The organism is Flavobacterium piscis (genome assembly GCF_001686925.1).
Lineage (GTDB): Bacteria > Bacteroidota > Bacteroidia > Flavobacteriales > Flavobacteriaceae > Flavobacterium > Flavobacterium piscis.
Genome location: NZ_LVEN01000027.1, coordinates 61793 through 80264, shown reverse-complemented (window position 1 = coordinate 80264; position 18472 = coordinate 61793). Strand labels below are relative to the sequence as shown.

The following is an 18472-nucleotide window of genomic DNA, read 5'->3' as shown; positions in this document are numbered from 1 at the left end:
ATCATCTGAAATAAATGAGAATCATAAGACTTTTAATCTTGTTATTATTGCCTTTTATTTCAAAAGGCCAATCAAAATTTGAGCCTCTTCGAAAAAAGCTAATCGAAAATAAAACATATGAGTATGTTTATAAATTCGAAAATAACTATGCTGTATTTCGAACTTTCAATAATAAAATGGGATTGATAGACAGCATAGGAAACGTAGTCATTAAACCTGTTTATGAATATATTGACAATAAAAAAGATCTTAAAAACCTTTTTGAAGCTGCAAAAATTGTAAATAAAAAATATAAAAGGGGTTTTATTGACTTACGCAACAATGTAAAAATTCCATTTGAACACGATGATATTTTTTATTTAGGAAATGGTCTCATCAGAGTGTCAAAAAACAACAAAACAGGTGTTGTTGATATTGAAAACAGCACCATTTTGCCTATAAAATACGATGACATCATGAATGATAATGGTATTTTATTTGTTCAGACTAACAATGCAATTGATTTATTTGATGCTAAGGGAAAGCAGTTTACCAATTTTAAAGCGATAGATATTGAGTATTTTAAATATAAAAAATCTATTGTAACACTTGCAAACAAAAATACTTTGATAATTGATAATGAAGGAAATATAATTCTAAGCTCCATTAAAGATCATCAATTCGAAAGAGTATTTGCATCCGATTCTTATCTTATCAAAAATACAATTACAAAGAAAAAAGGAATAATTAATTCTTCAGGCCACTATGAGATTCAATGCAAATACGATGAAATTTCACAATCGAATTCAATTTATATTGTAAGTAATAATAAAAAAAGTGGTCTCATTACTAAAAAGGATTCTTTATTAAAACCCTTAATTTATGATTACATTTTTTCGGCTTTTTATAAAGATAGTATTTCATTTCAAAATCAATATTTTGCCCGTAAAGGAGATTTACACGGTGTAATAAATCCATTTTTAGAGAAAGAGATAATTCCTATTACTTATAAACACGTAGAACAACTTTCTAACTATTATATTACGGCTAACCAGGAAAACAAAAATGGGATGTTTTCATCGCAAGGTGCAATTATAATTCCGGAAGATTACGATTTTTATAATGTGTCTCAAAATAAAATTTTTGCCGTAAAAAATTCAAGAAAATATCTTCTTACAATTGGAGATAACGCTTATTCTGAAACCGAAATATTTGCTGGTGAATTTGTTAAAGATAAATTTAGCTTTAACGGATTTTCAAAAAGCAACTATCAAATTTTCAAAAACGAAAATAAATTTGGTGTCATTAGCAATCAAAACAAAATTGTAATTCCATCTGAATTTGATTTCATTACCGAAATCTATGCTACCGGAGAATTCATTGTTCAAAAAAACAAAAAATACGGAATTGTAAACGCTGATAATAAAATCCTTTTAGAGTTAAAATATGATTCATTTAAAATAATTAAAGAGGTTATTAAATTTGGAATTAAAAATCAAAAAACACCAAAATTCTATCCGGTTGATTTTTCTAAAGAAAAAAAATAATTATTTTCTTTCAAATTTAAATTGCAGATTTCGACTTAATTAAAAATTTAGATTGTATTAATGCTATAATTTCTTAATAATTTAAAAAACATTCTATTTTATTCTATATTTGGACAAAATACAATGCTTTTTTTATGGAAGAATACGGAAAGATATTGATTATCGCTACGCCTATTTTTTTAGTATTAATTATAATCGAAAAAATATACGGCATTTATAAAAAGGACGATACTGCTCCTTTGATCGATAGCGTATCGAGTATCAGTTCCGGAATTACAAATTCTGTAAAAGATGTTTTGGGATTAAGCCTGACTTTTATTTCTTACGAATGGATGGTTTCTAAAATTGCCATTTACCATTTAGAACCCAATGTTCTCTCTTATTGCATCGCCTTTTTTGTCATCGATTTTTATGGTTACTGGAGTCATCGATGGGCGCATCAAATTAATCTTTTCTGGAATAAACATGCAATTCATCACAGCAGCGAAGAATTTAACCTTGCCTGTGCACTGCGCCAGCCTATTGCGAGTTTGGTTAATTTATTTACTTTTTTGTTGATTCCTGCAGCGTTATTAGGCGTTCCGGCTACAGTAATCGCGATCACTTTGCCGCTGCATTTGTTTTTGCAATTTTGGTATCATACCAAACATATTAAGAAAATGGGGATTCTGGAATATATTCTGGTTACTCCTTCGCATCATCGTGTACATCACGCAATAAACCCCGAATATTTAGATAAAAACCATTCGCAGATTTTTATTTTCTGGGATAAACTTTTTGGCACTTTTCAAGCCGAATTAGACGATGTTCCGCCCGTATTTGGCATTACAAGGCCTGCTCAAACCTGGAACCCTATCCGAATTAATTTCCAGCATTTGGGTTTATTGATTAAAGACGCCTGGAGAGCCGAAAACTGGAAAGACAAATTCACCATCTGGTTTAAACCTACAGGCTGGCGACCGGAAAATTTTGAAGAAAAATATCCTGTACATAAAATCGATAACGTTTTTGATTTTGAGAAATACGGCACACAAAACTCTCAGAAATTAATCTACTGGTCTGTAGCACAGGTTTTAATTACGCTATTGTTTGTCACTTATTTATTTGATAATATTGCTACAATTGGTTTGCCCAATATTTTCATCTATGGTTTATTTATCCTGGTTACTATTTATAGCTACACGGAGTTGATGGACAAAAACAAATATGCCATTTTTTGGGAAGGTTTACGTGTAACAATTGCGATTGCAATTATCATGTATTATGGAGATTGGTTTGGCTTAAATCATAGTTTTTCTATGAGTAGTTATATTATTTTAAGTTATTTAAGTTTATCGTTTTTAATTACGATATACTTTGTAACCATTGATTTCAGACCCCAAACAAACCAAATAATAAATTCATAAAGTACTTATGAGAAATGCTGTTTTTTTTAAAATTTATATCGTTTTTAGTATCTTATATCTGATTGTCTTGTTTACAGGACATGAAAATCTGGATTTATACTTAAAGCCGGCATTAATCCCTTTGTTGGGATTTGGAGTTTATTTTCATCCCAAATTTCTTTCCAGAAGAATCCTTTTGAATGCTTTGATTTTTTCCTGGATTGGAGATGTGATTTTAATTTTTGCCGATATTGCTGAAATTTATTTCATCCTAGGATTGGTTTCTTTTTTGATTGCACACATTACTTATTGTGTTCTTTTTAATAAACAAATTATAGGAGAAATTCAGATTAACAAAGTTCTTTTTGGACTTGGAAGCCTTGTAATTGCTTTTTATTTAACAGCAATAATTTTAGTTTTAATGCCTAATTTGGGCGATTTAAAAATTCCTGTTATTGTCTACGCAGCTGTAATTTCGACTATGTTACTATTTGCTTTTAATGGTTACTTGATTTGGAAAAAGCCCGGAGCCTTATACATTTTCCTGGGTGCCATAACATTTGTCATTTCAGATAGTATTCTGGCGTTTGACAAATTTCATGCTCCAATCGAAAAAAGCTCTTTTTTTATTATGCTATCTTACCTTGTGGCACAATATCTGATTGTAGTGGGAATTATAAGACTGAATGCACAAAAATTAGATTAAAAATTAGCCCACGGATTTTAACGGATAAAACTGATTTTCGCTGATTTTTTGAATCGTAATAATTTTTAACGAAATAGCTTGCAGATAAAACGAATTGAAAATTATTTTATCACGCAGATTTTAGCTGGTTTTTTTGAATCTTTTTAATTCTGTAATCTGTGGCAAAAAAGAAAAATTAGAGAAAATTATTGAAATTCGGAGTAAAAAGAAAAAACACTTTTACATTTGTACTACCAATACTTTAAACCATGAAAAAAATAGCCTTTTATATCATTTTAATAATTACTGTATCGTCTTGCGTGAGTACGAGATCGACTTTGAAAAATGTTGATGATAATGCTCCCGATTTGGTTTTGAAGCAAAATAATACTTTTGAAATAAAACTTTTTAGTACTGATAAAAAATACGGTTATGATCCTGATTATCCGGTTAATATTTTTTTTAGAAACACAAGAGATGAAGCTATAAACGAAACTCGTTTTTTGAATGCTTTAGCCGGCCCAAACGGAGAAAAAATTACTTACATACGTTTAGAAACATGTTGTCCTTTCCCTACTAAAAGAAGCGACATGGGAGCTGGATTCCTGAATGTTTATGAATTAAAATGGGAAGGACAAAAGAAACCTGTCAAATTATATTTAAACATTTATGAGAAAGGTATTTTGATGGTTCCGATGGGATTGAGTTTGAAGAAGGAGTAACTATTTACATAAGCACCTCATCGTTATGTAATTGATTATAAACTATTAAATAAATCCATGTACGGAACAACTCCATTAATCTTAATTATTCTTCCATTATTGTTTCAGATTATAGCGGGCAGAAAAGCAATTGGTGAAACTATATCTTTAAAATTCGCAACGGTTTGTTTGATTAGTTTTTTTTCGCAAATAGTATTATCGATCGCAGCCTTCGGCGTTTCTTCCTATAATTTTAATACATTTTTAGAACAAAATCCAAATTCCTTTAGATGCGGTATGGGATTTCTTGGTCTCATTATGCTGTCTCTTCTCTTAACTGTTATTCTTGTAATTGTTATAGTTATTCAATACTTTATAAAAAAATCTTACGAAGATTAATCTTTTTTTAGCTATTAAAATTTCGGTTTTAATATTAAAGCGTAATTGAGGAAATATTCCTTGCAGGATACATAATTCCACTACACTTCTAGCCGTGATAGGAGCGAAAATCATTTTTTGAGAAAGCCTATTTTTTCTGGTTTTTGCAGAGCGACCGGAGGAAGCTCCTGCAAAGACCAAGAAAAAAAGGGTTTAGAGAAAAATATTGCAGCGGATAGCGCGATTGGCTTCTTAAAATAATCTTAAATCTTCATCTCGTATTCATAAATCATGACTACCTTTGCACTGTCAAAAAATCATATTATGAACATACAACATATTCCACAAATTAAGCATACTGAAAGTGGTAACTTCTTTTTATTGGCGGGACCTTGCGCTATTGAAGGAGAAGAAATGGCTCTAAGAATTGCTGAAAAATTAGTTGGTATTACCGACAAACTTCAGATTCCTTATGTATTCAAGGGATCGTTTAAAAAAGCCAACCGTTCGAGAATTGATAGTTTCTCTGGAATTGGTGACGAAAAAGCATTAAAAATTTTAAGAAAAGTTTCGGAAACTTTTCATGTCCCTACTGTAACAGATATTCATACTAATGAAGATGCTGATATGGCGGCGCAATACGTTGACGTTTTGCAAATTCCGGCATTCCTTGTTCGTCAGACTGATCTTGTTGTGGCTGCGGCTAATACCGGAAAAGTAGTGAACCTTAAAAAAGGGCAATTTATGAGTCCGGAGAGTATGAAACACGCTGTACAAAAGGTTTTGGATTGCCAAAACGAAAATGTTATGGTTACAGATCGTGGTACTATGTTTGGTTACCAAGACATGATTGTAGATTTTAGAGGTATTCCTACTATGCAACAATATGCGTCTACAGTTCTTGATGTTACGCATTCGCTGCAACAGCCTAACCAGACTGCCGGTGTTACAGGCGGAAGACCTGATATGATCGAAACTGTTGCTAAAGCGGGTATTGCAGTTGGTGTAGACGGTATTTTTATCGAAACTCATTTTGATCCTGCTAATGCAAAAAGTGATGGTGCTAATATGCTTCATTTGGACTATTTTGAAGGTCTAATGACGAAGTTGGTTGCCATTAGAAAAACAGTTAACGCATTTTAATTTATAATACTTAAGTTCTTTGAAAACAAAAATTTTATTTTTCTTACTGATGTGTGTTTCTTTAAACACTTTTGCTCAGGAAGAAATCACAGTACAAAGATATACGGCTCACAATAAAGGAAAGTTCTTTATTTCCTGGGGAGGTAACAGAGATAGTTATACAAAATCTGATGTTAATTTTAGAGGAAAAGATTACAACTTTACGGTTAATGATATGAAAGCTCATGATAAACCAAAAGGATGGCACGTTGATTATATAAATCCTGCTAACATGACTATTCCTCAGACAAACCTAAGACTTGGTTACTTTTTTAGTGATCATTACAGTGTAACTATTGGTGTTGACCACATGAAATATGTGATGACGCAGAATCAGACAGCTAATGTTACTGGTTATATTAATTTACCTGCTGATGAAGCCGGATCTGTTTACAACGGAGTTTATAATAATACACCTGTAGGTATGTCACAAGGTGGTGCTCAGGAAGGCGGTTATGGACAAGGTGGTAATCCAAATGGTCCTGCTTTTTTGATGTATGAACATACCGATGGTTTGAATTATGTGAATACTGAGGTTTCAAGACATGACGATATTTCGAAATTATTTGGTATCAATAACACAGATAAAGTTCAGATTAATTTAACTGAAGGTTTAGGTGCAGGACTTTTATATCCTAAAACGAATACAACTCTTTTAGGAAAAGAACGTCATGATGATTTTCACGTTTCCGGATATGGTTTATCTGCAAAAGCGGGAATTAACTTTACTTTCTTCAAGTATTTCTACTTGCAAGGTGAGCTAAAAGGCGGTTACATTAACATGCAGGATATTAAAACTACACGAAGTAATGATGATAGTGCTTCGCAGGACTTCTTCTTTTTTCAAAGAATTATTGCTGTAGGCGGAATCTTTAGAATCTAATAGTTCTGTTCAAATTATATTTAAAAATAGTTATCATTTTGGTAACTATTTTTTTTTGCGCTTTATTTGTTATGAAATCAATTATTTTGCCCACTGATTATACGGATTAAACCGTTTTTCGCAGTTTTTAATTTTTATAAAGATTTAAAAACTTTTTTTTAAGAATCTGTGTAAATCTGTTTAATCAGCTAGATCTGTGGGCTATAAAACATTAAACTTAAACATGAAAAAATCAAAATATTTATTTCCTATAGTTACATTTTTACTGAGTTTTGGCTGCGCTTTGTTTGTTGCGATTAAGGTTTTTCCGAACAATCCTTTTTCTAAGACAAAAAATAATACAGAAGCTTCTGTACAGAACAAAATTCAGGATGGGGATCTTATTTTTCAAACTTCGGAATCAAGTCAATGCGAGGCGGTTCGAATTGCAACTAATTCTAAATTTTCGCATTGCGGAATTATTTACAGTATAAATGGAAGTTTATTTGTTTTTGAAGCTGTTCAGCCTGTAAAACTGACGCGATTGGAGGATTGGATTCAACACGGAAAAAACCATAAATATCTTGTAAAAAGATTAAAAAATGCTAATGAAGTATTAAAACCTGCTACATTGCAAAAAATGAAAGATTATAGTCAGAATTTTATGGGCAAAGAATATGATGCCTATTTTGATTGGTCTGATACAAGAATTTATTGCTCTGAACTGATCTGGAAAATTTATAAAAATGGCGCTGGAATTGAATTATCTAAATTAAAGCAATTGAAGGATTTTAATTTAACGGATGTCAGAGTTCAAAAAATATTAAAAGAGCGATACGGGAATGCTATTCCGTTTGATGAAAAAGTGGTTGCACCATCAGATTTAGTAGATTCTGATCTATTAAAAACCGTAATAGATACTTACTAATTCTTCTTAAATGATGATGCAAAAAAACATTTATAAGATTTTACTTCTGCATTATTTTAATCGAAATTGCTATTCAACGAATTAAATCGGTTTTAAACGAAAAACCCGCTGTATTGTTAAAAATACAACATTCGTATAAAATTTTAATATTATTTTAGTAATGTAATTTCAAAATTAGGTTTAATCTATGAACAATAGCGCACCTAGCCTTACTAAAAACACTGTTGATTTTTTCAATCAGTTTGAGGAGTTTTTTGATTCTTCACCAGATTTATTATGTGTAGCAGGATTTGATGGATACTTTAAGAGAGTTAATCCGTCTGTATCGAAATTACTCGAATTTAGCGAAGAAGAATTATTCTCGAGACCCATAAACGATTTTGTTTTTGAAGCTGACAGAATTAGTACAACGCACGCCAGAAAAAATCTAACAAAGAAAATTGGGTTGTCTAATTTTGAAAATCGCTATGTCACAAAAAGCGGCAATGTTGTTTGGTTATTATGGACTTCATTCCCCATACAAAAAGATAAACTCATTTTTGCGATTGCTAAAAATATCACGTTTAAAAAAGAACTAGAACAAGAACGAAATGCTCATTTAACAGAACTTACCAAGGTAAATAACGAACTCAAGCAGCTTACGTATACTACTGCACATGATTTGAGATCTCCGGTAAATAATTTACTGGCTGTTTTTGATCTTCTGGATACATCGACTATTTCAGATCCCGAAACGCTCGAGCTTATTTCGATTATTGAAATTGCAACGCAAAGCTTAAAAAAGACGTTGGTTGATCATGTTGCTCTTCTGGATAAAAAAAATGAAGAAGACAATCAATTGGAATTATTGAATTTTGATGCTGTTTTAAAAGAGGTTTTGTTTTCGATCAACTCTTTAATTCATAATTCAAAAGCAAAAGTTACTATTGAATTTTCTGAGGCAGAAACAGTTCTTTTTAATAAAAGTTCTCTTAAAAGTATTTTTTTGAATTTAATTACAAATTCAATTAAATATGCTAAACCAGGTTCTTTGCCTGTCATTAACTTTAATTCACATCGTTTTAACGGAAGTACACAACTTACTATCACAGACAACGGAATTGGTTTTGATATGGAAAAAGTAAGGGATAAGATTTTTGGACTGCATCAAAAATTCAACTCACACAAAGACAGTAATGGTATAGGATTGTATTTGGTTTACAACCATGTCACCAATCTTGGCGGGCATATTTGCCTGGAAAGTAAACTTAATGAGGGTGCAAAATTTACGATTACTTTTAAGGATTAAGTTGCATAAAAAAACCATTCGCGAAATCGAATGGCTCTTTTATATAACACTGCTTACCTAATATCAAAATTATCGTATATATATTGATAAGTTGGCATATACTCTAAAAACTCTTCAGGTTTAGAACAGAATGTTAATAGGTATAAGTCTCTTCCTTTTATAAAATAATATTGAAGAATTGTCGCAAAATATCCATTATCCAACATTGTCTTATAGACGATTTCTTGTCCTGTTAAACCATTTTTCAAGACTTTTCGATTTGAAATAATTTCACTGCTAACACTAAATTTTTTATCTATTATTTTTTTAAGCACTTTTGGCTTAACGTTTTCATAACCAATGTCTTTAATTAATAAACCAATGTTCTCTGTAAAGTTATCCTGTAACGAACTTTTTTCGCTCAGCAACATAAATGAATTTTGAAGTGAATCTGTTCTTTTTAGATACCAATTTTCAGGAAACAGCAACGAATATTTTTTCTCACTAATATATAATTTTCTATAAGCCTTTTCAGAATTTTGCTGACTAAACGAAATTGTAGCGTAAGCTAAAAAGGCTATTTGAAAAACTATTTTCATTTTAAATCTAACTTTTCGTTGGCAGTATAATTCCTGTTTGATCCATTAAATATACTAATGAGGTCATTGTGGCTGCTCCCAGTTCAAGTTCTCTTTTATTGATGGCATCAAATTTATCGTTTGCGGCATGATGGTAATCAAAGTAACGTTGTGAATCTGGCATTAAACCTGCCTTAACGATCGTTTTAGACGTTAAATGTTCGATATCTGAACCACTGTGTCCTTTTACAAAACTATTCACGAAATAAGGTTCGAAAAGAGGAGCAAATCCTTGAATTTTTTTCAGGTTAGTATCATCTGCTTCAAGAGAAAAACCTCTGGGTGTAAATCCGCCTGAATCGCTTTCAAGGGCAAAAATATGGTTCTCGTTCTTTTGCTTGGCGACTTCTTCATATTTTGCTCCGCCTTTTCCGCCGTTTTCTTCATTCATAAACAAAACTACACGAATCGTATTTTTAGGTTTGTAGTTTAGGTTTTTAAGAATACGAACTACTTCCATACTTTGTACTACTCCTGCTCCATCGTCATGAGAACCATCAGCAAGATCCCAGGAATCTAAATGTCCGCCCACTACCATTATATTTTCTGGTGTCACTGTTCCTGTCAGTTCACCAATTACGTTATGCGACAAGACATCCGGCAAAGTCTCGCATGATTGCTTAAAATAAAACTTTAAAGCTGGATTTGCTTTCAAGGATCTACTCAATAATTCGGCTCCATTTGTGCTAATTGCCGCAGCCGGGATATATTTTTCTTTTGGCAAATCGCCATAACTTTGATTTCCTGCATGAGGAAAATCGTCTAATCGTAAATTTAATGAACGAACAATTGCTCCTACAGCTCCTAACTGAGCGGCCTCTTTTGCTCCTATTCTCCTTTGATCTCCCGCTTCTGAATAAGCATCAAAAGTTCCAACATTTTCAGGATTCATTGGTCTGTTAAAAAAAACAATTTTACCTTTTACTTTATCTCCTAAACCCCTTAATTCTTCGATTCCCTTTACTTCAACAATTTCTGCTGTAATTCCTGCTTTTGGAGTTGCGACTGAAGCTCCCAAAGCACAAATTGGAACATTCGTTTTTATTTTCCCATCTAAAATATAAGCTGTTTCTTTTTCTCCACGCACCCAATGCGGAACCATCACTTCCTGCAAATACACTTTATCAAGTCCTAATATTTCAAGCTGCCTTTTGGTATATTCTACTGCTTCTGCGGCACCTTTAGAACCTGACAAACGACTTCCGATGTCGTTAGACAAATATTCTAACCATGAATAACATTTAGCTTCGGTTAAGGCTTTTTTATAGAATAATTTAATATTTTTTTCATCATTTGATTGTGCAAAAGATGTCAATCCGTTTAAAACTAAAGCAGTTAAAAGAATCGTTTTTTTCATAGGGTTCATAATGTTTTTGGGTTGTTACACAAAGGAACAAAATTCTTTAGAACTGCCGGAGTTTCTACTCAACTATTCACATAAAAAAAACTCTAATTACAAACCATGTAGTTTACAATTAGAGTTTTTATGATATTAATAAAATAAAACTACTTTATTTCAATAATCTTATTCTTTGTTCCAATTCCATTTTCATTAAAAGCTTCGATGGTAAAATAATACTTTGTTCCTTTATCTAAACCTCTAAAATCATAAGTATTATCGCCATACACCATTATGCTGTTGTATAGTTTATCAGGTGAAATTCCGTAATAAATATTGTAGCCAATTGCATCTGCTTGTTTTTTCCATGAGATCATAGCATTTCTTGAATCTGATTTATTTCGATCTACTTTAAACGAAGTAACCGCTTTTGGCTTTTCTAATAATCCATTTCCAAACACTCTGAAATCTGAAATCGCAAATAATCCCGATGCATTGTGAATGTTTTCCATTTTAATGTAACGTGCTTTTATTGATTTTGTCAACTCTACATAATCATGAGGAACATCTTTGTCATTCTTAGATTTATCAACTACCAAAGTCCAGTTTTTAGCATCATCTGACATGTATATTTTATATTGATAATAAATATCCATTGCCTTATTGTACTGCGTTGCCTTATGATCTGCGTAATTAATTTGTAATGCATTTATCTGCATTTTGCGTCCCAAATCAATTTGCAGCCATTCGCCCGGATCAGCCGTTTTTGCCGACCAATAGCTTTGAATATCTTCATCTGTCAAATTATTTGGTCCGTAACAAAACTTTTCAAATACTTTTTTTCCGCCTGTATCAACTCTATGTGTCTGAACTTCCATACATTCTTCAGAAGAAGAAACTGTTACCGGTTTTTTATACGAAAGTAACATCCATCCTGCTGAAGCACCTTTTGTCTGATCACGTTCTTGTGTTGGCAATACAATTGGAAAATCGCCGTAAGAAGTGATAGAATACATGACATCATCTTTGTCAAAACCTGCCGGGAACATATCGATACGACGCTCAAAACGGTCTTTGATCGAAATTTTACACGTTCCGGTATTCCAGTAATTTCCGTAATTATCGGCAAAAGTATTTCCGTGTCCGGCTCCAATTACAAATCCCCCCGGTTTATACGACATTGGATTGTGTTTTTGATACTCAAAAGGTCCTAACGGACTATTACCCACATGAACTCCATTTGCATATCCTTTAAATTCAGTAGCCGGAGCGCCATATTGCATGTAGTATTTTCCGTTATGTTTGGTCATCCATGCACCTTCTATAAAATCGCCCCAAGGCGCAGGTTCCATATCATTATTAGGTCCAAAACGTTCCCATCCGTGGTTTTTAGGATCCAAACCTACTACTTCTTTAATTTGTCCATACGGACGCTGAATGTCTTCTACTTCGGTTGCAGCGTACAATTTTGCATAATCTGCCTGATTTCCTACCGGCAGCCATGTTTTATAATCTACTTCGGTACCTACAAGTGGCAGTTTTCCGCTTGAACCGTAGTACATATAGACTTTTTTATCATCATCCTGAAAAATAGCGGGATCCCACGTTGGCAACATTGCTTTATCTACATGTCGTAACCATCTTCCTAATTTTGGATCGGCAGTTTTCCAAACAGGATGATCTTTTTTCCAGGTTGAACCTACATAAAATAAAGTATCATTTACAACCCATGCAGCAGGTGCACATTGATCATCATCGCCTGGTTGCCTTTGAAAACTTCCGTAAACGAAATTCCAGTCAGACATATCTTTACTCCAAAAGAAACCAGCCTGATTGGTGGCAAATAAGTAATATTCATTTTTATAGGTAATAATAACAGGATCTGCACTTGAACGACGAGATTCAGGTATTCCATTATGATTATGAGTAGTATAGTTGTACCCAATATTAATTGGATTACAGTAGGTTGATGCAGGTTTATTAGGATCAAACCATTCCGTTTTTCCAGGAATACTGGATTTTTGTGCTGATATATTGATATTAAATCCTATCAAAAGCATCAAAAGCGATATAGACGATAATTTATACATTTCTTTTTATTTTCGTTATTCGTTAAGATATTCGTTATGAGTTACTGTGCCCCCTTAACTTCAAATTCTTTATTTCTTATTCTTTATTCTTTCTCTCAATAATTCAGGTTCATTTGTGGTGATGTAATCAAATTTGTTTTGAATGATCCAATCCATATCAGCCGCTTCATTAACTGTCCAGGCATTTAGAATAATATTATTTTCTTTTGCTTCTTTAATCCATTCGGGATGTTTTTTAAAGAAGGAATAATGATAATCGACACCATTGATATTGTCTGCTTTTACTTCTTTTGGGGATTTGTTTCCTTCTAAATATTGCAAAACTGTTTTTTGATCTACTTTTCTGATTTCTTTTAGGATTTCGTAATCAAAACTAATGTAACAGGTATTTTTATCAGCCTTTAGTTTTCTGATCGTTTCAACCGTTTTTAGCGCCGTTTCTTTTCCTCTTTCTTTACTTATTTCCGAAGGTTTTATTTCGCATACCAAAAGTGTGTGTTTATTATTCTTTTTACCTTCAACAATATATTCGTGCAGAGTTGGAAGTTTTTCTCCGTTAGAAAGCTTAAACTTGATTAGGTCGGCATAATTTGTTTCTTCGATAAGCAATTTATTATAATGTGCATCGTGATTGATTACTAATGAATCATCTGCGGTTCTCCAAACGTCAAATTCTGATCCGGGAAGTTTTAAGTCGATAGCATGCCTGAGAGAAGCTATTGAATTTTCAGGTAAGTTATTTTTTTTCCATGCTCCGCGATGTGCTACGATAGCATTTTTCTGTGCATTACAAGAAGAGAAACCAACTATGATCAGCATTATAAGAAATGCGTAAAATGTTTTATTTGTATTCATTGTATAGAAATTAAGATTTGTATTTTTTAATTAGTACTATCGAATTTACTTACAAAATAGAATTTGAAAGCTAAAAAAAAGCCCTTCGAACTAACAACGAAGGGCCGATCAATAATAAATAAACCAACTATTTAGTTAACTCAAAACTAACTTTCTTATCGGCATTTGAATTTCCACCAACGAAAACATCAAACTGTCCAGGTTCTGCTACAAATTGTAAATCAGAATTATAAAATTTTAAATCTTCAACTGTGATATCAAAAGTCACGGTTTGTTTTTCACCTTTTTTAAGTGTAATTTTTTGGAAATTTTTCAGTTCTCTAACTGGTCTTGTTACTGAACCAACTAAATCTCTGATATATAACTGAACTGTTTCTTTTCCGTCATATTTTCCAGTATTAGCAACATCTACAGTTACTTTTAATTTTCCTGTCGCGTTCATTTTATCAGATGAAATTTTCAGGTTTGAATACTCAAAAGATGTATAACTTAAACCAAAACCAAATGGGAATAATGGCTCGTTTCTTTCGTCGATATAATTAGATCTGAACTTTTCGAATTTACCTTCTGTGTTAGAAAGTGGTCTTCCTGTATTTTTGTGTGCATAATAAATTGGCAATTGACCAACACTTCTTGGGAAAGTTGATGTAAGTTTTCCAGAAGGATTTACATCTCCAAATAAAACATCAGCAATAGCATAACCTGCTTCACTACCTGCAAACCAAACATTCAAAATTGCAGGAACAGTTTCGTTTTCTTCTTTAATCACTAACGGACGTCCATCGAATAAAACTAGAACAACTGGTTTTCCTGTTTTCAATAATGCATTTAATAAATCTTTTTGAGCTTGTGGAATTTCTAAATTCGTACGGCTGCTAGATTCTCCACTTAATTCTGCAGATTCTCCAAGAGCAGCAACAATTACGTCAGATTGATTCGCTACTTTTAAAGCTTCAGCTAATAATTCTTCTTTTGAACGACCATCACGGTGTAATGTTTTACCAAACATTGTCGCGTTGGTTTCAAAAGTTTCATCATAATCTAAGTTACTTCCTTTAGCATATAATATTTTTGTAGAAGACCCTGCTACTTCTTTGATTCCTTCTAAAAGTGAAATAGCATTTTCCATTTTGGTAGCGACACTCCAGGTACCCGGCATATTTTCTTTAGCATCAGCCAATGGTCCTATTAAAGCAATAGTTCCTGATTTTTTAAGTGGCAATACCTGTCCTTGATTTTTTAGTAAAACCAATGATTGTGCTGAAATTGATCTTGCCTCTTTTCTGCTGCTTGTAGTAAATATTTCAGTTTTTGCTCTTTTTTCATCACAATATTTATAAGGATCGCTGAACAATCCTAAATCATATTTAGCTTCCAGAATAAGTTTTACAGCATTATCAATGGTTTCGATAGTTACTTTTTTCTCGTCTAAAGATTTTTTCAAAGTTCCTAAGAAACCTTCTCCCACCATATCCATTTCTACACCTGCATTTAGAGACTGAGCAGATACTGCTTGTAAATCTCCCATACCATGCTCGATCATTTCAGGGATTCCGGTAAAGTCAGTTACTACGAAACCTTTAAAGCCCCATTGTTTTCTTAAAACATCTGTCATTAACCATTTGTTTCCTGTTGCTGGAATTCCGTCAACTTCATTAAAAGAAGCCATAACAGATCCAACTCCCGCATCAACAGCTGCTTTGTATGGAGGGAAATAATCATTAAACATTCTGATATGACTCATATCAACGGTGTTATAATCACGACCACCTTCAGGAGCTCCGTATAAAGCGAAATGTTTTACACACGCCATAATCGAATTGTTTTTCGAAAGATCGTGTTGTTGGTATCCGTTTACCATTGCAGTTGCAATTCGGCTTCCTAAGTATGGGTCTTCACCAGAACCTTCAGAAACTCTTCCCCAACGTGGATCACGAGAAACATCAACCATTGGAGAAAATGTCCAGTTGATACCGTCTGCACTTGCTTCCTGAGCTGCAATTTGAGCACTTCTTTCTATTAATCCCATATCCCAAGTACAAGATAATCCTAACGGAATTGGGAAAGTTGTTTCGTAACCGTGAATAACATCCATACCAAAAATCAATGGAATTTTTAAACGGCTTTTTTCAACAGCGATTTTTTGTACTTCTCTAATTTTCTGAACAGATTTAATATTGAATAAACCTCCAACTTTACCTTCAGCAATTTTTGTCGCCACGTCAGAACTGTTTGCTTGTCCTGTAGTAATATCTCCAGAAGTTGGTAAATTAAGCTGACCTAATTTTTCATCCAATGTCATTTTCGACATTAATTCAGCTACAAACTCTGACCTTGGTTTAATTTTTACTGTATTTTTAGTATTCTTTTTCTGAGCATAACCCAAAACAGCACATCCTAAAAATAGTAAGACTAATTTGTTTTTCATGTGTATTTAATATTTATTTCTTATTAGAACATGGAATCGCTTTTGTCTTTTTTATTTATAATTTGCAATCAAAGCGATTTCATTCTATTTATTTGTTTGTATTCGTTTTGATTTGTTTAAGCATCCAGTTATAAATTTCGGGACTGTCATAAACTCTCGACCAACTATCGTGGCCTGCATCATCAAAAATGGTCAATTGAACATCTTTGGTATTGCACTTTTTTAATTCTTTGTAAATGGTGATCGCATAATCTACCTTTACTACATCATCTAATAATCCGTGGAAAATTCTGGTTGGAATATTAGCAACTTTACAAGCACTTTCTAATTCAATCAAATCAACAAAACCGGAAATAGGTACAATTGCCGCAAACTTATCGGGATATGATAATGCCAAATTCCATGCTGCCCAACCTCCGGAACTTAAACCGGTAACATATATTCTGTCAGGATCTATTTTGTTCTCTTTTTGAATTTTTAAAATCAATTCATTAATCGATTCAATATTCCAATTTTCATCTTGTTTGCATTGAGGAGCTAAAACATAAGCATCTAATTGATGTGTTTTCAGATACTTTAAAGGCCCATTAATTTTTACTTTTTCAATGTCTGTTCCTTTTTCTCCGTCACCTGAAATAAAAACTATTAATGGCTTTTTATCTTTTGTATTTACCGGCTTGTGTAATGCATAACCCAATTCATAATTGGTTACTATTACTGTTTTTATTTTTCCGGTCGTTTCGCTTTGCGCAAAACCCATTACAGAAAATAATATTGCTATTAATGCTATTTTAAATTTCATTCGAAATGCTATTAAATTCCGTATTTCCCCGATTTAAAACCAAGCTTAACTAAACCTTGTTTCACTTCTGGTGCATTCATGAATAATTTCCATAATAACCCTGTGCGGTAATTTTCGATCATTGGAGCAATCGTTCCTTGATCTATTGCTAAATAACGTGGTGCAACCCAATTATATTGAGGTGAAAAAGCATCATAAGGCCCTGCAATTCCAATATAAGTACTTTTATTTTCATCATATAAAAAATGTAAAAACTTCATACTTTCTTCTGGTGTATATGGAAAAGATGATAATGCCGCAGTTGGAGTAATTACACCTAAATCGTTGTCAGTATCATGAGCAGAATAACCTATTGTTCCATCAGGATTTCTCGAATAACTTGCTGTTAGACCCCAGCATTTTTCAGAATATCCTTTCCATTTTCTTGGATTATCAATACAATATTTATTAACGATTTTGGCCTGATTTTGCGTTAACTCCCAATAATTTGCATATTTATCAGATAATTGAGAAGGATCTAAACCTAAATAAGAATATTGTGCCCAAAACAAGGGGCCAACATTTCCACTAACTGTATTGTACTTGAATACAAGAGGAATTCCATATTGTGTTTTTGTAGTTGTAATATTTCCGTTTCGTGTCCATGCTTCATGATACGCAGCGGCAGGAATTGAGTGAGTCGTTGAAGAAGCTCCTAGAATATAAGCAAGCAGGCACTCATTGTATCCTTCTAATTTAAATTTCATTTCCCAGTTATAGTTAGGAGACCAATGCCAATACATTGCATTTTCCCCGTTTGTATACCAGCTCCATTCTACGCCTTTCCAAAGTTCATCTGCTTTTGCAGCTAATGCTTTTTCCTTATCGTTACCATTTTTAAAATATTCTCTGACAGCAATTAAGCCCTGGCATAAAAAAGCGGTTTCTACAATATCTCCTCCATCATCTTTGTTTCCAAAAGTAATAGCCTTTCCTGTGTTTCCATCTATCCAATGTGACCATGCTCCGTGAAAACGTTCTGCTTTTGCAAGGAAGTTCATAGATGTATTCATTCTATTAACTGCTTCTTCTCTAGGTATGAAACCTCTTTCTATTCCAACAATTAGAGACATTAACCCAAAACCTGATCCACCAAGCGCTACTTTATTGGCTTCAAATTCAGGTTGGTCTGTATGATAACGTTCTCTGCCTAATTTTGAATTAGACTCTGCATATTCCCAAAAATATTTAATTGCATCTTTTTGGACCTGATCCATTGCCTGCTCATCTGTTAAAGGCTGAGTTGGTGTTGTAGGATTTGTTGGTAAAGGAGTTCCTTCTGAATTTCCACCTTCTGGTGACGAAGACGAGCATGAGCTAACTGCGCTCAAAAACAATAATATATATATACCTAACTTCATTTTATC

15 protein-coding genes are annotated in these 18472 nt (G+C 32.9%); 8 read left to right on the top strand and 7 right to left on the bottom strand.

All coding sequences use genetic code 11. From position 1 onward, the window contains the following. Positions 1 to 14 precede the first annotated feature (14 nt). The 8 genes from FLP_RS10935 (at position 15) to FLP_RS10895 (ending at position 8935) form a co-directional block, all read left to right on the top strand. On the top strand, positions 15 to 1526 hold the full coding sequence (locus tag FLP_RS10935; RefSeq protein WP_065449553.1) for a WG repeat-containing protein: 1512 nt from the start codon (positions 15 to 17) through the stop codon (positions 1524 to 1526). A gap of 134 nt (positions 1527 to 1660) precedes the next feature. Further along, on the top strand, positions 1661 to 2932 hold the full coding sequence (locus tag FLP_RS10930; protein ID WP_065449552.1) for a sterol desaturase family protein: 1272 nt from the start codon (positions 1661 to 1663) through the stop codon (positions 2930 to 2932). A gap of 7 nt (positions 2933 to 2939) precedes the next feature. Then, a complete protein-coding gene (locus FLP_RS10925) occupies positions 2940 to 3617 on the top strand; it encodes a lysoplasmalogenase (RefSeq protein WP_065449551.1) in 678 nt (225 codons plus the stop codon). Between the two features lie 248 nt (positions 3618 to 3865). After that, positions 3866 to 4318, top strand: coding sequence for a 2-dehydro-3-deoxyphosphooctonate aldolase (locus FLP_RS10920; protein WP_065449550.1), 453 nt, complete (start codon positions 3866 to 3868; stop codon positions 4316 to 4318). A gap of 681 nt (positions 4319 to 4999) precedes the next feature. Next, positions 5000 to 5818 (top strand): 3-deoxy-8-phosphooctulonate synthase, encoded by an 819-nt coding sequence (kdsA, locus tag FLP_RS10910; RefSeq protein WP_065449548.1) that lies wholly within the window; start codon positions 5000 to 5002, stop codon positions 5816 to 5818. 19 nt (positions 5819 to 5837) lie between these two features. Further along, positions 5838 to 6740 carry a hypothetical protein gene (locus FLP_RS10905; protein WP_065449547.1) on the top strand — a complete coding sequence of 301 codons (903 nt, stop codon included), beginning with the start codon at positions 5838 to 5840 and terminating at the stop codon, positions 6738 to 6740. A gap of 223 nt (positions 6741 to 6963) precedes the next feature. Continuing rightward, a complete protein-coding gene (locus FLP_RS10900) occupies positions 6964 to 7647 on the top strand; it encodes a YiiX family permuted papain-like enzyme (protein ID WP_065449546.1) in 684 nt (227 codons plus the stop codon). A gap of 187 nt (positions 7648 to 7834) precedes the next feature. After that, the gene (locus FLP_RS10895) at positions 7835 to 8935 is read left to right on the top strand and encodes a PAS domain-containing sensor histidine kinase (RefSeq protein WP_065449545.1); all 1101 of its coding nucleotides are present in this window, start codon (positions 7835 to 7837) and stop codon (positions 8933 to 8935) included. Positions 8936 to 8988: 53 nt separating this feature from the next. On the opposite strand, the gene FLP_RS10890 is transcribed toward FLP_RS10895, so the two are convergent. The 7 genes from FLP_RS10890 to FLP_RS10860 all read right to left on the bottom strand — a co-directional run bounded on the left by FLP_RS10890 (position 8989) and on the right by FLP_RS10860 (position 18466). Then, the gene (locus FLP_RS10890; RefSeq protein WP_065449544.1) at positions 8989 to 9513 is read right to left on the bottom strand and encodes a PsbP-related protein; all 525 of its coding nucleotides are present in this window, start codon (positions 9511 to 9513) and stop codon (positions 8989 to 8991) included. 7 nt (positions 9514 to 9520) lie between these two features. After that, entirely contained in the window at positions 9521 to 10909 is a 1389-nt protein-coding gene (locus FLP_RS10885; RefSeq protein WP_065450249.1) for a M20/M25/M40 family metallo-hydrolase, read from the bottom strand. Positions 10910 to 11058: 149 nt separating this feature from the next. Beyond that, positions 11059 to 12981, bottom strand: a complete 1923-nt coding sequence (locus tag FLP_RS10880; protein ID WP_065449543.1) for a discoidin domain-containing protein — start codon at positions 12979 to 12981, stop codon at positions 11059 to 11061. A gap of 69 nt (positions 12982 to 13050) precedes the next feature. Further along, positions 13051 to 13836, bottom strand: a complete 786-nt coding sequence (locus FLP_RS10875) for a glycerophosphodiester phosphodiesterase family protein (protein WP_065449542.1) — start codon at positions 13834 to 13836, stop codon at positions 13051 to 13053. 127 nt (positions 13837 to 13963) lie between these two features. After that, on the bottom strand, positions 13964 to 16264 hold the full coding sequence (gene bglX, locus FLP_RS10870; RefSeq protein WP_065449541.1) for a beta-glucosidase BglX: 2301 nt from the start codon (positions 16262 to 16264) through the stop codon (positions 13964 to 13966). An 88-nt stretch (positions 16265 to 16352) separates the two neighbouring features. Further along, complete coding sequence (locus tag FLP_RS10865; protein WP_065449540.1) at positions 16353 to 17066, bottom strand: carboxylesterase family protein; 714 nt, start codon at positions 17064 to 17066, stop codon at positions 16353 to 16355. Between the two features lie 11 nt (positions 17067 to 17077). Next, positions 17078 to 18466, bottom strand: a complete 1389-nt coding sequence (locus FLP_RS10860; RefSeq protein ID WP_065449539.1) for a glucoamylase family protein — start codon at positions 18464 to 18466, stop codon at positions 17078 to 17080. Positions 18467 to 18472: the final 6 nt, after the last annotated feature.